This window comes from Arthrobacter sp. Z4-13, assembly GCF_054792705.1.
In genome coordinates, this window is record NZ_CP096459.1 from 1,159,684 (window position 1) to 1,174,797 (window position 15,114).

Here is a 15,114-nt window from a genome sequence, read left to right on the forward strand (position 1 = left end):
CTATACCTCGTTCCTGATGGGTTCCGGGCTGCCGGGCCGGACCGCGATGGACGCTCCGAGCAGGACCTGGCCCTTTTCTTCCTGTGTAGCAGGGCGCATCTGGCCACGCTCATCCGGGACAAACGTGATGGAGTCGTCCTTCTGGTCGGGCGCATTGACGAAGGAGCGGAACCGGCGCAGGCGCTCGGGATCCTTCAGGGTGTCTGCCCACTCGTCGACGTAGGTGTCCACGTGCTTGGCCATGGCCGCCTCGAGGTCCTCGGCAATGCCCAGGGTGTCCTTCACCACCACGTCCTCAACGTGCTTGATGCCGCCGTCGAGCTCCTCCTGCCAGCGGGCAGTACGCTGCAGGCGGTCAGCGGTGCGGATGTAGTACATAAAGTAGCGGTCGATGTACTTGATCAGCGTTTCGTCATCGAGGTCCTTGGCCAGCAGTTGGGCGTGCGCCGGGGTGGCGCCCCCGTTGCCGCCGACATACAGGTTCCAGCCGTCGGCGGTGGCGATCACGCCCACGTCCTTGCCGCGGGCCTCGGCGCATTCGCGGGCGCAGCCGGAGACGCCCATCTTGAGCTTGTGCGGACTCCGGAGGCCGCGGTACCTCAGCTCCAGCTGGATGGCCATGGCCACCGAGTCCTGAACGCCGAAGCGGCACCAGGTGGACCCGACGCAGGACTTCACCGTGCGCAGGCTCTTGCCGTACGCCTGGCCGGATTCAAAGCCGGCGTCCACGAGTTCCTTCCAGATTTCCGGGAGCTCCTCAAGCCGGGCGCCGAACATGTCGATCCGCTGGCCGCCGGTGATCTTGGTGTACAGGTTGTACTTCTCAGCCACTGCTGCGATGACGCCCAGCTTCTTGGGGGTGATTTCACCGCCGGCGATGCGGGGGACCACCGAGTAGGTGCCGTCTTTCTGCATATTGGCGAGGGCGCGGTCGTTGGTGTCCTGCAGGGTACCGCGGCCGGCGTCCAGAACGTAGGCGCTGTTCTGGCTGGCCAGGATGTTGGCGATGGTGGGCTTGCAGATGTCGCAGCCTGCTCCGGTGCCGTACTTGGCCATAATCTCTTCGAAGGAGGTGAGTTCCAGGACGCGGATGGCGTCGAAGAGTTCCTGGCGGGACAGCTCGATGTGCTCGCAGAGGGCCTTGGAGACCTCGACGCCGGACTTGGTGAGCTCCGTTTCCAGCAGCTTCTTGAGCATCGGGACACAGGAACCGCACTGGGTACCGGCGCGGGTGCACCCCTTCAGCTCACCGAGTTCCTGGACCGGGGCGTTGCCCTCGCAGGTGCCGCAGCCGTTGATGGCGTCGCGGATGGACCCGGCAGTTACGTTGTTGCAGGAGCAGAGGGTGGCGTCGTCCGGCAGTTCCGTTTCCGGGGCTTCACCGCCGCCGGCCGCGCTGAGGAACGCGCCGGGCTCGGCGGGAAGTTCGCGGCCCAGGAGCGGACGCAGGCTCATGTACGGTGAGGCGTCGCCTACGAAGATGCCGCCCAGCAGGGTCTTGGCGTCGTCGGTGGTGACGATCTTCTGGTAGACGCCGCGGGCAGGGTCGGCGTAGACGATTTCGAGGGCGTGCTCGGTCTTGGCGAACGCGTCACCGAAGCTGGCGACGTCGACGCCGGAGAGCTTGAGCTTGGTGGCGGTGTCGAAGCCGGGGAAGGTGGCGTCGCCGCCGTGCAGGCGGTCGGCCACGATCTCTGCCATGGTGTTGGCGGGGGCAACCAGGCCCAGGCACATGCCGCCGAAGTTGGCCACTTCGCCGATGGCCCAGATTCCGTCCACCTCGGTGGCGCAGTAGTCGTTGATAACCACGCCGCCCCGCTGGCCCAGCGAGAAGATCTGCTCCTCGCCCTCCGCGGCACGGAAGAGTTCATCGCGCGGCCGGACACCGATCGCGACGATCACAAGATCGGCGTCGATGACGCGGCCGTCGGCCATCAGGACACCGGTAACCTGGCCGTCGTCGTCGGACAGTACTTCCGAAGGGAAGACGCCGCCGTGAACCTCGAAACCCTTGGATTTGATGAGCCGGCCCATTGCCTGGCCCGCGCCTTCATCCAGCTGGGTGGCCATCAGCCACTGCGAACCGTCGATGACGATCGGGTTCGCGCCAAGCTGCTCGGTGCCGGCCGCCGACTCGAGCCCGAGGAGGCCGCCACCGATAGTGACGGCGTTGACTTTGCGCCCCAGCTTTTCGGTGAGTTCGGCAATGGCCTTGTTGATGGCCCAGACGTCTTCGAGGGTGCGGTAGACGTGCGTGTGCTCGGCGCCGGGAATCGGCAGGCGGGCGGCATTTGAACCCGTGGCAACCACCAGTTCGTCGTATTCGAAGACGCTTCCGGCCGCCGTTTGCACCGTCTTGGCTTCGGAGTTGATCTTAACGACGCGCTCGCCGGTCTTCAGGGACAAGGCATCGTGGTCCCACATGGACGCCTGGCCCAGGGTGAGGTCGTAGTCCATCTCGGTCAGGGCCTTGGAGAGGGCAACACGGTCGTAGGGGAGGTGGGCTTCCTCAGTGAGGACCGTGACATGCCAGCCTTCCAGGCCACGGGCATGCATTGCGTCCGCGAAACGGTGGGCCGCGGGGCCGCCGCCGGCGACGACGATGCGGCGCGGAGTCTCTGTGCTGGAAGTCTGTTCGGTCACTGTGGGCCTTTCGCATGGGCCGCAGACAGTTCTCTGCAGCCTTCTCTGACGAGTGTCCATCCAGACTAGGCAGGGGCAGTTTCGCTTCAGTTTCCCAATTGTTTCGTCAACTTAACTTCTGCATCACGAGCGCGTTTCGGACGGCGTGAGGTGTCTTTTACGCGCCGGACACATTCACTGCACCCCTTTGAAACACCCCGGGCCTAGCGTGGAACACGGCCGCAAAGGCAGCCAAACGCAAGGACTACACGCACAGGGAGAGGAGCCGACATGACGGCAACACTGGAACTTGGGGCACTCGCAGCCGGCATCGATGAGGCCGTATCGGGCATCGCCGCCGGCTGGCACCGCATCTGCCTGGTGGATGATCTGGAACCCGCCTGGGGTGAAGCAGCCCTCGTCGCCGGACGCCAGATTGCCCTCTTCCGCACCGGACCCGGCGAGGTTTTCGCAGTGGCCCATGAGGACCCGGCCACCGGAGCGCACGTCATGGCCCGGGGAATCCTGGGATCACGTGGCGCCCGTCCCACCATCGCTTCGCCCCTGCACAAAGAGGTCTATGACCTGGAGACCGGCGAATGCTTCAGCACCCCGGGCCTGAGCCTTGCAACGTACAACACCCGCATTTCGAATGGTTTCGTCGAGATCGAGCTCTAACCGGCTTTCCGCCCCGGCGCCCCCGAGCTAAAGCCCCAGCGCCTCACTGACGTCCTGCAGCACCTCGTCCAGCGCTGCCCGCGCTGCCTGCCGGGCCTCCGGAAGTTCAGCTGCGGTGCCTACGTGGTGGATGACTTCGAGGTAGCACTTGAGCTTGGGCTCAGTGCCGCTGGGCCGGATGATCACCCGGGTGAGGTCCCTGGTGAGGTAGAGGAGTCCGTCGGTGGGAGGAAGCTGCTCGCTGCCCTCGGCCAAATCCGTAAAAACCTCCACCGCGGATGACCCGAAGGACTCCGGCGGGTTGACCCGAAGCCGGTTCATCATGGCGTCCAGGAGGCCCAGGTCCGCCACCCGGATGCTCAGCTGGTCGCTGGCGTGCAGCCCGTGCTGCAGGTAAAGCTCGTCCAGGGTGTCAAAAACGGTCTTCCCGTCAGCCTTTGCGGCGGCGGCGAGTTCCGCTATCAGTACGGCCGCGGAGATCCCGTCCTTGTCCCTCACCACATCGGGCGCCACGCAATAGCCCAAGGCTTCCTCATAGCCGTACAGCAGCCCCGGCACCCGGGAAATCCACTTAAACCCTGTCAACGTCTCCTCATGCCCGTAGCCTGCGGCCGTTGCGATCCGCGCCAGGAGCCGTGAGGACACGATCGAATTCGCGAATACCCCCTTGCTGCCGCTGTCGCCGCCGTCCCCGTCAGCCGGGGCCAGCCGCGTCGCAATGTGGGCGCCCAGCAACGCGCCAACTTCGTCTCCGCGGAGCATCCGCCAGGCGCCCGTGTCCGGATCCTTGGCTGCAACTGCCGCCCTGTCGGCGTCGGGATCGTTCGCGATAACGATGTCGGCATCCAGGCGTTCAGCCGTTTCCAGGGCCAGGTCCAGCGCTCCGGGTTCCTCCGGGTTGGGGAAGCTCACTGTGGGAAAGTCCGGGTCCGGTTCGGCCTGCTCGGCCACGAGGGTAACGTCGGTGAACCCGGCAGCGGTCAGCACGGCCCGGGCGGTTTCGCCCCCCACGCCGTGCATCGGGGTGAGAACGACGCGCAGGTTTCGAGCGGGGAAGCGCTCCGGCAAGGCCAGTGCCGCCGTGGCCTGCTCGTAGCCGGCGGCCAGGGTTCTGTCCAGCACTGTCCAGCCGCCGGGGGCAAGATCAACGGATTCCAGCGGGCCGACGGCGTTGATGCAGGCCGCGATTTCCGCGTCGTAGGGCGCCACGATCTGGGCGCCGTTGCCGCTTTCCGTGACGGCATGGCGGCCCAGGTAGACCTTGTAACCGTTGTCCTGTGGAGGGTTGTGGCTTGCGGTCACCATCACGCCGCCGTCGCATTCCAGCGCCCGCACGGCGTAAGCCAGCAGGGGAGTGGGCAGCGCCGCCGGCATCACGAAGGTTTCTATCCCGGCGGCGGTAAAAATAGCGGCGGTTTCTTCAGCGAAGATGTCCGAGTTGTGCCGGGCGTCATAGCCGACGACGGCGCGGGGCCGGGTTCCCGGTGCCGTCTTGCCCACCGCCCCGAGCAGGAAGTCTGCCAGCCCCGCGGCGGCCCGGCGCACCACCACCCGGTTCATCCGGTTGGGTCCGGGACCCAGGGCCGCCCTCAGGCCTGCCGTGCCGAACTGCAGTGTCCCGCGGAAGCTGTCTTCGAGCTCCTGCCGGGCGGCCGGGGTGTCCTCTTCTACAAGCCGGACGAGTTCCAGGAGCGAAGCCGAAGTCTGGGAGTCCGGGTCTTGGGCGGCCCATTCGCGGGCTTCGGTGAGCAGGCGGAAGTCGGCATCGGAGGACGTCATGGGCCTAACGCTATCGTCATTGGGCACTGAACTCTTGCTGCCCTTCGGGGAACGGCAAAATCCCCGCCGTCAGAGCCGGGCGATGATTTCGGCGAGCAGTTTGGAAATCCGGGGGCCTGCGGCCTGTCCTGATTCGATGACTTCCTGGTGGCTGAGCGGGTGCGGGCTGATGCCCGCGGCAAGGTTGGTGACCAGTGAGATGCCAAAGACTTCCATCCCGGCGTGGCGCCCCGCGATGGCCTCCAGCGCCGTGGACATGCCCACCAGATCGGCGCCGATGCGCTTGGCGTATTGCACCTCGGCGGGGGTCTCGTAGTGAGGGCCGGCGAACTGGGCGTAGACGCCTTCGTCAAGGGTGGCGTCGACTTCCCGGGCGAGCCCGCGGATCCGGGCCGAGTAGAGATCTGTCAGGTCAACGAACGTGGCGCCCTCCAAAGGTGAGGCCGCGGTGAGGTTGATGTGATCGCTGATCAGCACCGGCGTGCCGGGGGCCCAGTTTTCGTTGAGCCCGCCGCAGCCGTTGGTGAGCACCAGGGTGCTGCATCCCGCTGCCGCTGCCGTCCTGATGCCGTGCACTACGGAGCGGACACCCTTGCCTTCGTAGTAGTGGGTGCGGGCGCCCAGGACCAGCGCCCGCTTGCCCTGCGTGGTGAGCACCGAACGGATGGTGCCCACGTGCCCAACTACCGCAGGAGCGTGGAAGCCGGGGACTTCTTCAGCTGAGAGGGTGGCGGTGGTTTCACCGATCAGGTCGGCTGCCTCGCCCCAGCCGGAGCCAAGAACCAGGGCGACGTCGTGGCTGTCCACGCCCGTTTCCTCGGCAATGTACTCGGCGGCGGCGCGTGCGGCAGCGAAGGGATCGGTGTTCAAAAAGTCTGTTGTACTCACTGGTACAAGTTATCCTGCCGCTCCGCCTGCGCCCACCCCTGGGCCGCTTTCCTGAGAGACCGTTTTCTTTGGTGGTCAGGGGAGGATGCAGGACAATGATTGATTGTGACTACGCATCCAGATTTCAGCTCACCCCGGATCGCAATCCTGGGAGGTGGCCCCGGCGGATACGAAGCCGCCATGGTGGCCGCCTCGCTCGGAGCGCAGGTCACGATCATCGAACGGGCGGGGCTGGGCGGCTCGGCCGTGCTGACCGACGTCGTCCCCTCCAAGACGCTGATCGCCACGGCGGACCTGATGACCCGCGTCGCCGAGGCGGGGGAGCTGGGAGTGAAGTTCGACGTCGACGGCGGCGACTTTGTGCCGGTGATGCGTGCGGACCTTAAGCACATCAACGACCGCCTCCTCAACCTGGCGCGCAGCCAGTCCAAGGACATCCACGACGGACTGGCCAACCAGGGCGTCCGCATCCTGACCGGATCGGGCCGGCTTGTGGACGACCACACCATCGAGGTCCTCACGGCCGAGGGTACGGAAACCGTCGAGGCGGACACCATCCTGCTCGCGGTGGGCGCCCATCCGCGCGAGCTTGTGACCGCCCGGCCGGACGGCGAGCGGATCCTCAACTGGACCCAGATTTACGACCTCGACGAACTGCCCGAGGATCTGATTGTGGTGGGTTCCGGCGTGACCGGTGCGGAATTCGCGTCTGCCTACAACGGACTGGGTTCCAAGGTGACGCTGATTTCCAGCCGCGACCGGGTTCTTCCGGGATCCGACGTGGATGCAGCAGTGGTGCTGGAGGAAGTGTTCGAGCGTCGCGGCGTCCGCGTCCTGTCCCGCTCCCGCGCCGAGACCGTGGAACGGACTGACGACGGCGTGGTGGTAACCCTCAGCGACGGGTCCAGAGTGACCGGCAGCCACTGCCTCCTCTGCCTGGGTTCCATTCCCAACACCGCAGGCATTGGCCTGGAAGAAGCCGGCGTGGCGGTCAGCGAAAGCGGCCACATCAAGGTGGATGGTGTCTCCCGCACCACCGCTCCCAATATCTACGCCGCCGGTGACTGCACCGGGGTGCTGCCGCTTGCCTCGGTGGCCGCGATGCAGGGCCGCATCGCCGTCGCCCACTTCATGGGCGACAGTGTCACTCCGCTCAAGCTGCACCAGGTTGCGTCCAATATTTTCACCTCGCCGGAAATCGCCAATGTTGGCGTCTCCGAGGCAGAGATCGACTCCGGCAAGTACCAGGGTGACGTGGTCAAGCTTTCGCTGCGCAGCAACGCGCGCGCAAAGATGCGCAACCACAAGGACGGCTTCGTGAAAATCTTCGCCCGGAAGGGTTCTGGCACAGTGATCGGCGGTGTAGTGGTGGGGCCGAACGCTTCCGAGCTGATCTTCCCCATCTCCATCGCAGTGAAGCAGAAACTGCACGTTGACGACGTTGCCAGCACCTTCACCGTTTACCCGTCATTGACCGGGTCCATCTCGGAGGCGGCGCGCCGACTGCACGTGCACCTGTAGCGGGGTCCCGGAAGGGGGCTGGAAGGTCTGGACCCCTGCGGCGCCTCCTGCATAGACTCCTTCAAGGACCGGCCGGGAATTTCATCAAGGAATTTTCCGGCCTTTCCTGCATCAGCCGTCGACGCGAGGAGAATCCCATGGAACTGCAGGACGTCAAGTGGAACGATCAGGCACGCCAGAAGATCCTGCTGGACGCCGACCGGGCGCTGCAGGAAGCGGTCAAGGAAGCTGCGTCGTCTATGTCCGAGGCCGGCAAGGACGAGGTGTACAAGTTCCTGTTCGAAAAGCTGAAGGACCAGTTCGTGGATTTCCAGCCGGGGCCTGACCTCACGCAGTATGCGGAGGCTGTGGCCGGCGGCGAGTTTTCGGCGGCCGGCGAAGCACGGGCTGAAGGGTAGCCGGGACCATGACAACAGCCCTCGTCCGTCCCCGCAGCGGCAAGATCATCGGCGGTGTCTGCGCGGCCCTCGCAGCCCGGTTCGGGCTCCCGAAATTCCTGGTCCGGCTGGGCTTCGTGATCTTCGGCCTGGTGGGGATCGGCGAACTGGTTTACATCGCGCTCTGGATCATGATTCCCAAATCACCGGCCTAAGAGCTCCCCGGCCGCTCCTTCTACTCATGCTGCGGTGACCGCCTGGGGCCACAGCCGCCGGGTTCCCTGACCAGGGAGCCGGTGCGGCCTTGCGAGGTTAGGGGACGGCTGGGGAGAAGTGTTTTTCGATCAGTCCCTTGATGTCCTCGTGGCAGCCGCCGCAGCCGGTACCGGCCCTGGTTGCCTTGGACACCTCGGCAACGGTTGAGCAGCCTTCCTCCACGGCGCCTGTGATAGCGGCTCCGCTGACGCCCGCACACCGGCAGACGGTTCCCTGCGGGTCGGCAGCCGCGCCCGGGAGCTGGTCCGGCCCGTCGAGGCGCAGGAGCAGCGACCTGTCGGCCGGCAGTTCCGCACCGCGCTCAAACAGTCCCACCAGTTCCGCGGCCGTGCGCGGCATTCCGACGGCCACCAGGCCCTCCAGCACGCCGCCGCGGGTGGTCATTTTGACGTAGCGCCCGTGTTCGGGATCGGCCCATTGGGCAATCTGCAGCCGCGGACGGCCGTTGACTGCACCGGCAGTGAGGACTTCCTCGTCCCAGGGTTCAGCAGCGTTGTTCCCGGCAACCGCCATGTTCATGCCCCGTGCCTTCAGGACAATGACGCCTGCCTGCTCGGCGGGCAATTCCGGCAGCAGTTGCGCCTCCCCGGGAGTCCCGGTCGCCAGGACGGTCAGGTATTCGGCGAGCCACTCGGCCTGCCGCCACCCAGGTCCGACAAGCCCGGATGGGCCCTTGGCGTTCCGGCACTGCGCGCAGTCCGGATCAGGGCAGCGGACTTCGGCGCAGTCACCAACGGCGAAAATGTGCGGCTCGTGGTGGGCCCGGAGACGGTGGTCCACCAGGATCCCGGCGGACGTGGAGAGCCCGCAGCCCTCTGCCAGTTCCGTGCGGGGACGAACGCCGCACGAGATGACCAGGAGGTCGCCGTCGATTGCTGACCCGTCATCAAGCAGCAGGGCCGAGAACCCGCCGTCGGGCGCGTTGTGCTCCACTCCGGTGGAACGCGCATTGCCGGCCATCCGGACGCCGCACCTGCGCAGGCTGGCGGCCAGGACGGCGCCGCCGCCGCGGTCAATGGTGCGGCCCAGCGGGTGGGGCCCGTTGTGGACCACCGTGACGGTGGCGCCTTCTTCTGCCGCTGCCAGGGCCGTCTCCAGCCCCAAGACGCCGCCGCCCAGCACCACCACCCTTTTGCCGCCGTCCACTGCCTGGCGCAGCACCTCCGCGTCACGGAGGTCGCGCAGTGCGGTAACACCCGCGGGGAGGACCGGCGCGGCGGGGTCCGGGTTGATGCCGGTCAGGTTGGGAATCACCGGCCGCGATCCGGTGGCGAAGACCAGACGGTCATAGTGGGCAACTCCGCGGTCGGTCAGGAGGACCTGCTGCCGGGCGCGGTCCACGCGGCGGACGCGGACGCCAAGCCGGACGTCCACACCCTCCGCCGCCAGGGCGCCGGCGTCGGAGAGTGCCAGGGCATCGGCGGTGGTCCGCCCCACGCCGAGGTCGGCAACCAGCACGCGGTTGTAGGCAGCTTCCGCTTCCGCGCCCACCACAGTGAGGCTCAGGTGGCCGCTGCGGACGGCAGGCAGCAGCTCATCAACCAGCCGGGCCGCCACCGGCCCGAATCCTACAATGACAACTTGCTCGCTCATGAGGCCTCCGTCGTTTGAAGCACGTTGGGTGAAACCGGTGTGGCCGCCGGCCGGACCCACACCTTGTTGAACTTGAATTCGGGCATCCCGGAGATGGGGTCCGTGGCGGCCTCGGTGAGGCGGTTGGCGCTCTCGAGTTCGGGGAAGTGGAACGGCAGGAAGACTGTGTCCGGACGGATTGCAGTGCTGAGCTCAGCCCGGCACAGCACCTCGCCGCGCTCATTCGCCACCGAGACGAAGGCACCCTCGGTGATGCCCATTGACGCCGCGGCTGCCGGATGGAGCTGCAGCTTCGCTTCGGGCCGGGCCTCCAGCAGCTCAGTTACCCGGCGGGTCTGTGCGCCGGACTGGTAGTGCTCCAGGAGGCGGCCGGTGATGAGGGTCATGGTTTTCGCGGTGGGATCCGGGCCACTGTCGGGAGTACGACGGCGGCGGGGCGTCACCGGGGTCATCACGGCTTTGCCGTCTGCGTGGCCGAACTTCTCCTGGAACAGCCGCGGTGTTCCCTTGCTGCCGGCGGGGTAGGGCCAGTAGGCGGCTTCGCCGCGGTCCAGCATGGCGTAGTCGATGCCGGAGTAGTCGGCGAGCCCGCCGGCAGAAGCCAGCCGGAGTTCCTCGAACACTGTTTCCGGGTCCTCGCTGTAGGTGGAAGGAGCGTCCAGGGCCTCAGCCAGCCGTGCCATGATCCAGAGCTCGCTGCGGGCCCCGTCCGGCGGCGTCAGGGCCCGGCGGCGGCGCAGCACGCGGCCTTCGAGGTTTGTCAGCGTGCCTTCCTCCTCCGCCCACTGGAGAACGGGAAGAATGAGGTCCGCCTCAGCCGCGGTCTCGGACATAAAGAAATCGCAGACCACCAGGAAGTCCAGGCTGCGCAGGCCCTTGATGACCGCGTTCGCGTCAGGTGAAGCCACGGCGATGTTGGAGGCGTGGACAAAAAGGCAACGGACGCCGTCGGGCTTTCCCAGTGACTGCAGCAGCTGGACGGCCGGCAGGCCAGGCCCGGGAATAAGGTCCTCCGGGACGCCCCAAATGCCGGCCACGTGCGCGCGGGCAGCGGGGTCGGTGATCTTGCGGTAGCCGGGGAGCTGGTCGGCCTTCTGGCCGTGCTCGCGCCCACCTTGGCCGTTGCCCTGGCCCGTCAGGGTGCCGTAGCCGCTGCTTGCCGAACCAGGCAGTCCGAGCAGGAGGCTGAGGTTGATGGCTGCCGTGGCGGTATCGGTGCCATCCACATGCTGCTCCACGCCGCGGCCTGTGAGGATGTAGCTGCCGCCGGTGCGTGCGCCCTCAGCGAGCCGGCGCGCGGTTTCCCGGATCAGTTCCGCCGGGACTCCGGTGATGGACTGCACCCGTTCCGGCCAGAACGAGTTCACGCTGCGGACTACGGCGCTGTAGCCCGTGGTGCGTTCCTCGATGTACGTGGTGTCCACCAGGTTTTCGTGGATGACGGCGTGGGAGATCCCCAGCAGAAGGGCAAGGTCGGTGCCCGGCAGGGGCTGGAGGTGGAGGCCGCCGCCGTCGGCTGTAAAAGCAGCCGTGGCAGAACGTCGCGGATCCACCACAATCAGCCCGCCGGCGTCGCGCGTTCCCTTCAGGTGCTGCACGAACGGAGGCATGGTTTCGGCCACGTTGGAACCCAGCATCAGGATGGTGCCGGCGGTGTCCAGGGCTTCGAGCGGGAACGGCAGGCCGCGGTCAACCCCGAAGGCACGCATCCCGGCGGCCGCGGCGGAGGACATGCAGAACCGGCCGTTGTAGTCGATCCGGGAGGTCCCGAGGGCGAGCCGGGCGAACTTTCCCAGCATGTAGGCCTTTTCGTTGGTGAGGCCGCCGCCGCCGAACACTCCGACTGAGTCCCGCCCGTAGCGGGCGCGGGCGTCCTTCACGGCGCCCGCGGCGAGTTCCAGCGCCTGGTCCCAGCTGATGGGGCGGTGAACGCCGTCGGGGCCCTTCAGGAGGGGCTCGGTGACCCGGCCCGGGTGGTTCAGGAGCGAGGCGGACGTCCAGCCCTTGCGGCAGAGTCCGCCGCGGTTGGTGGGAAAGTCCCGGCCGCTGACCTCAAGGACTGGCGGGTTCCTGGCGGGGGATTCCGGGCGGGTCGGTACGGCCACGGGGACTGGCCCCGGCTGGGAAGCCGGGGCCAGTTCCGCTGGAGACGTGAGCGTCATGGCGCACTGCAGGGCACAGTAAGGGCAGTGCGTGTCGGCGCTTTTGGGCATGTTAGACGTGTCCCATCGCATTTCGGTTGGCATTGCGGATGTAGAACGCCCAGCAGACAACCAGCATCAGGACGTAGGCCCCCACGAAGCCGTAGAAGGCGGGTGTGTAGGATCCGCTGGCGGTGTTGGAGGCGTTCAGTACCTGCGGGATCACAAACCCGCCATAGGCGCCGATGGCGGAGATCAGGCCGAGTGCGGAGGACGCGAGGCGCTGGGTGGCCACCGAACTTGCCCCGTTCCGTGCGGCCCGGCTGGAGGTGGCGAAGATGACCGGGATCATCCGGTAGGTGGCGCCGTTTCCGAAACCGCTGGCGGTGAAGAGCATCAGGAAGAGGACCAGGAAGAGCCAGAAGTTCTTCAGCGGCAGGGTCCAGATCATGGTGAGGGTGATGATGGCCATGGAAGCGAAGGCCGCCACGGTCATCCGGGCGCCGCCCATGCGGTCTGCCATCCGTCCGCCGTACGGGCGTGCCAGGGAGCCCACCAGCGGGCCGAGGAAGGCCAGTGAGAGCGCCACCGTGCCTACTCCGATGGAGGAGAAGTCCGGGAAGTAGTCCTTGATCAGCTTGGGGAACACGCCGGCGAAGCCGATGAATGAGCCGAAGGTGCCGATGTACAGCAGGGCCATGATCCACAGGTGTGGTTCCTTCAGTGCTGCCACTGAACCGGCGATGTCACCCTTGGCACTGGTGAGGTTGTCCATGAACTTCCAGGCGCCAAAGGCCGCAACCAGGATGAACGGCACCCACATCCAGCCGGCCATGGGCAGGTTGACCGTGCCCACGGCGAGCAGGGTGATCACAATCGGTACAGCAAGCTGTGCGACGGCGGCACCCATGTTGCCGCCGGCGGCGTTCAGGCCGAGCGCCCAGCCCTTTTCCCGGGCAGGGTAGAAGAAGGTGATGTTGGCCATGGAGCTGGCGAAGTTTCCGCCGCCGAATCCTGCGAGGGCTGCCACAAGCAGCATGACGCCGAACGGGGTCTCCGGGTTGGAGACGCACAGGGCCAGGCCGATGGAGGGAATCAGGAGCAGCAGGGCGGACACGATGGTCCAGTTGCGGCCGCCGAAACGGGGCACCATAAAGGTGTAGGGGATGCGCAGGGTCGCGCCCACCAGGCTGGGCATGGAGATCAGCCAGAAGATTTCGGAAGTGGAGAAGTTGAAGCCGGCAGCGGGTAGCTGGACCACCACGATGGACCAGAGCTGCCACACAACGAAACCGAGGAACTCGGCGAAGATTGACCAGTTGAGGTTGCGGCGGGCGATGGAGCGGCCGCCGGACTCCCACTGTTCCTTGTTCTCGGCGTCCCAGTTGGCGATCCAGCGGCCGGGGCGGAATTCAAGCGCAGGGGCGTCTGTGGTGCGGGTAGGGCCGGGCTGTGCGCTGGCGGATGCGGCGGTTCCGGGCCTTGCGGCTTCGTCCAGATCCAGGGAATTGCCGGGGCCGGCATCAGCGGTGCGGTCAACAGTCACGGGGTACCTCCTTCGGGGGGATGTTGTTCCTCCAAAGTAGGGACGCCGCGTTTCGCGCACCGACGATGTTTGTTAACGCGCTGTGACATTTGCCTATCGTTGGCCGTGCAGCGACGTGAGGCATAGGCTGGAGCCACACAATGAGACGTAAAGCACATATCCGCATAGTGGACATTTCGTCCATTGACTGGACCGCCGGAACTAATATTGAACTCTAACTATTTGGAGTCGGGCCTTTACGCACGGCCTGGCCGGTTCTCATGAAAGCGTTTACCTATGTCATCCACCGATACCTCCACGGTGCCAGGATCCCCGCAGCCGGTGAACTCACGCGGCCGCGTGATCGTCGCCAGCCTGATCGGCACCACGGTTGAGTTTTACGACTTCTACGTCTACGCCACCGCAGCCGTACTGGTTTTCCCGCAGCTGTTCTTCCCCAACCAGAACGAAACCACGCAGCTGCTGAGCTCCTTTGCCGTATTTGGCGTGGCATTCGTCGCCCGCCCGCTGGGTTCCATTGTCTTTGGCCACTTCGGCGACAAGTTCGGCCGCAAGGGCACCCTGGTGGCCTCCCTGCTGACCATGGGTATTGCCACGTTCCTGATCGGCTGCCTGCCCACCGCGCTGGTACCCGGCTGGGGTTTCTGGGCTCCGGCCCTGCTGGTGGTTATGCGTTTCGCCCAGGGTCTGGCCCTGGGCGGTGAATGGAGCGGCGCTGCGCTGCTGGCCACGGAGAACGCGCCGGCCAACAAGCGCGCCATTTACGGCACCTTCCCCCAGTTGGGCGCCCCCATCGGCTTCATCATCGCCAACGTGATCTTCCTGGTCTTCAGCTACGCACTGTCCCCGGCTGACTTCCAGTCCTGGGGCTGGCGCGTGCCGTTCCTGCTCAGCGCCGTTATGGTCATCATCGGCCTCTACGTCCGCCTGAAACTGATCGAAACCCCCGCCTTCACCAAGGTGATCGAGTCCAACGAGGTAGCCAAGCTGCCCCTGGGCCGGGTATTCAAGACCAGCTGGCGCCAGCTGATCCTCGGTACGTTCATCATGCTTGCCACCTACGTGCTCTTCTACCTGATGACCACCTTCACCCTGACCTACGGCACGCGCCCCGCCAGCCTCGACGCTGCCCGGGCCGCGGCCGAAAAAGCCGGAAAGCCGATGACCGAGGCCGCCGCGGCAGCCTTTGTTCCCGGCCTCGGCTTCACGCGCAACGACTTCCTCTGGATGCTGATTGCCGGCGTCGTCTTCTTCGGCATCTTCACGCTGGTCTCCGGACCCCTGGCCGAAAAGTACGGGCGCCGCAAGATGCTGCTTGCGGTCACCGGCGGAATCTTCGTCTTCGGCCTGCTCTTTGTCCCCTTGTTCAGCGGCGGGTTCGTGGGCACCATGGCCCTGCTGGTCATCGGCTTCTCCCTGATGGGCCTGACCTTTGGGCCGATGGGTGCGCTGCTGCCGGAACTGTTCCCCACGAACGTCCGCTACACAGGATCGGCCGTGAGCTACAACTTCTCCAGCATCCTGGGCGCAGCGGTGGCTCCGTTCATCGCCGTGGCCCTGTGGGAACTGGCGGACGGCAGCCCGGTACTGGTGGGTGTCTACCTGACCGCCATGTCCGTACTGACCCTCATCGCCCTGTTCGTCAGCAAGGAAACCCGCGACGTGGACTACGAGAACAACGTGGCCTGATAAC

11 protein-coding genes are annotated in these 15,114 nt (G+C 66.1%); 5 read left to right on the forward strand and 6 right to left on the reverse strand.

What is annotated here, in order from left to right:
* On the reverse strand, positions 1–2,643 hold the full coding sequence (gene nirB, locus M1E07_RS07210) for a nitrite reductase large subunit NirB (protein ID WP_461189567.1): 2,643 nt from the start codon (positions 2,641–2,643) through the stop codon (positions 1–3).
* A gap of 270 nt (positions 2,644–2,913) precedes the next feature.
* Here nirB and nirD point away from each other — a divergent pair, with 270 nt between their 5' ends.
* The gene (gene nirD, locus M1E07_RS07215) at positions 2,914–3,300 is read left to right on the forward strand and encodes a nitrite reductase small subunit NirD (RefSeq protein WP_461189568.1); all 387 of its coding nucleotides are present in this window, start codon (positions 2,914–2,916) and stop codon (positions 3,298–3,300) included.
* A gap of 27 nt (positions 3,301–3,327) precedes the next feature.
* On the opposite strand, the gene M1E07_RS07220 is transcribed toward nirD, so the two are convergent.
* Both M1E07_RS07220 and M1E07_RS07225 read right to left on the reverse strand, forming a co-directional pair.
* Positions 3,328–5,079, reverse strand: coding sequence for a phospho-sugar mutase (locus M1E07_RS07220; protein WP_461189569.1), 1,752 nt, complete (start codon positions 5,077–5,079; stop codon positions 3,328–3,330).
* A gap of 69 nt (positions 5,080–5,148) precedes the next feature.
* Complete coding sequence (locus tag M1E07_RS07225; protein ID WP_461189570.1) at positions 5,149–5,967, reverse strand: purine-nucleoside phosphorylase; 819 nt, start codon at positions 5,965–5,967, stop codon at positions 5,149–5,151.
* Between the two features lie 105 nt (positions 5,968–6,072).
* On the opposite strand from M1E07_RS07225, the gene M1E07_RS07230 reads away from it, so the two are divergent.
* The 3 genes from M1E07_RS07230 to M1E07_RS07240 all read left to right on the forward strand — a co-directional run bounded on the left by M1E07_RS07230 (position 6,073) and on the right by M1E07_RS07240 (position 8,080).
* The gene (locus tag M1E07_RS07230; protein WP_461189571.1) at positions 6,073–7,488 is read left to right on the forward strand and encodes an NAD(P)H-quinone dehydrogenase; all 1,416 of its coding nucleotides are present in this window, start codon (positions 6,073–6,075) and stop codon (positions 7,486–7,488) included.
* Between the two features lie 137 nt (positions 7,489–7,625).
* On the forward strand, positions 7,626–7,886 hold the full coding sequence (locus tag M1E07_RS07235; RefSeq protein WP_461189572.1) for a hypothetical protein: 261 nt from the start codon (positions 7,626–7,628) through the stop codon (positions 7,884–7,886).
* An 8-nt stretch (positions 7,887–7,894) separates the two neighbouring features.
* On the forward strand, positions 7,895–8,080 hold the full coding sequence (locus M1E07_RS07240; RefSeq protein WP_461189573.1) for a PspC domain-containing protein: 186 nt from the start codon (positions 7,895–7,897) through the stop codon (positions 8,078–8,080).
* Between the two features lie 97 nt (positions 8,081–8,177).
* Here the strand turns inward: M1E07_RS07240 and M1E07_RS07245 are convergent, their stop codons facing one another.
* Genes M1E07_RS07245 through M1E07_RS07255 form a run of 3 tightly spaced genes read right to left on the reverse strand, consistent with a single transcriptional unit; the run spans position 8,178 to position 13,421 of the window.
* The gene (locus tag M1E07_RS07245; RefSeq protein WP_461189574.1) at positions 8,178–9,734 is read right to left on the reverse strand and encodes an FAD-dependent oxidoreductase; all 1,557 of its coding nucleotides are present in this window, start codon (positions 9,732–9,734) and stop codon (positions 8,178–8,180) included.
* A complete protein-coding gene (locus M1E07_RS07250; RefSeq protein ID WP_461189575.1) occupies positions 9,731–11,947 on the reverse strand; it encodes a molybdopterin oxidoreductase family protein in 2,217 nt (738 codons plus the stop codon). Before M1E07_RS07250 ends, M1E07_RS07245 begins: the two co-directional genes overlap by 4 nt.
* Position 11,948: 1 nt before the next feature.
* On the reverse strand, positions 11,949–13,421 hold the full coding sequence (locus M1E07_RS07255) for an MFS transporter (RefSeq protein ID WP_461189576.1): 1,473 nt from the start codon (positions 13,419–13,421) through the stop codon (positions 11,949–11,951).
* Positions 13,422–13,697: 276 nt separating this feature from the next.
* Between M1E07_RS07255 and M1E07_RS07260 the strand changes: the two genes are divergently transcribed.
* On the forward strand, positions 13,698–15,110 hold the full coding sequence (locus tag M1E07_RS07260; RefSeq protein ID WP_461189577.1) for an MFS transporter: 1,413 nt from the start codon (positions 13,698–13,700) through the stop codon (positions 15,108–15,110).
* Positions 15,111–15,114: the final 4 nt, after the last annotated feature.